Here is a 267-nt window from a genome sequence, read left to right on the forward strand (position 1 = left end):
GGTGCAGGGTGAGCTGCCGGGCCGAGGACGCGACCCGGGCCGGGACGTGGATCAGTTTGCGTCGGATGGTGGCGGTGGTCGCTTTCGCCAGGCCGCTGGCGGCGGTGCAGGCGGCGGCCCGGGTCAGGTTGAACGCGATGATGGCCAGGACCAGCCAGGCGGCGTTGGCGGTGAACTTGCCTGAGGGCAGGTGAGCCAGGGCCGAGTTCTTCAGGTCGGCGTGGACGTTCTCGATGATTGCGTGTTGCCGGTGGGTCTGGTCGACGG

Annotated in this window: 1 protein-coding gene; it reads right to left on the reverse strand. The window is 69.7% G+C overall.

Annotated features, from left to right (window positions below; translation table 11 throughout):
- Nucleotides 1–267: transposase (locus Q4528_RS14095; protein ID WP_303522231.1), on the reverse strand; the 267-nt coding region annotated here is incomplete at both ends.

It is taken from the genome of Staphylococcus pasteuri (assembly GCF_030547725.1).
Classification (GTDB): Bacteria; Bacillota; Bacilli; order Staphylococcales; family Staphylococcaceae; genus Staphylococcus; species Staphylococcus pasteuri.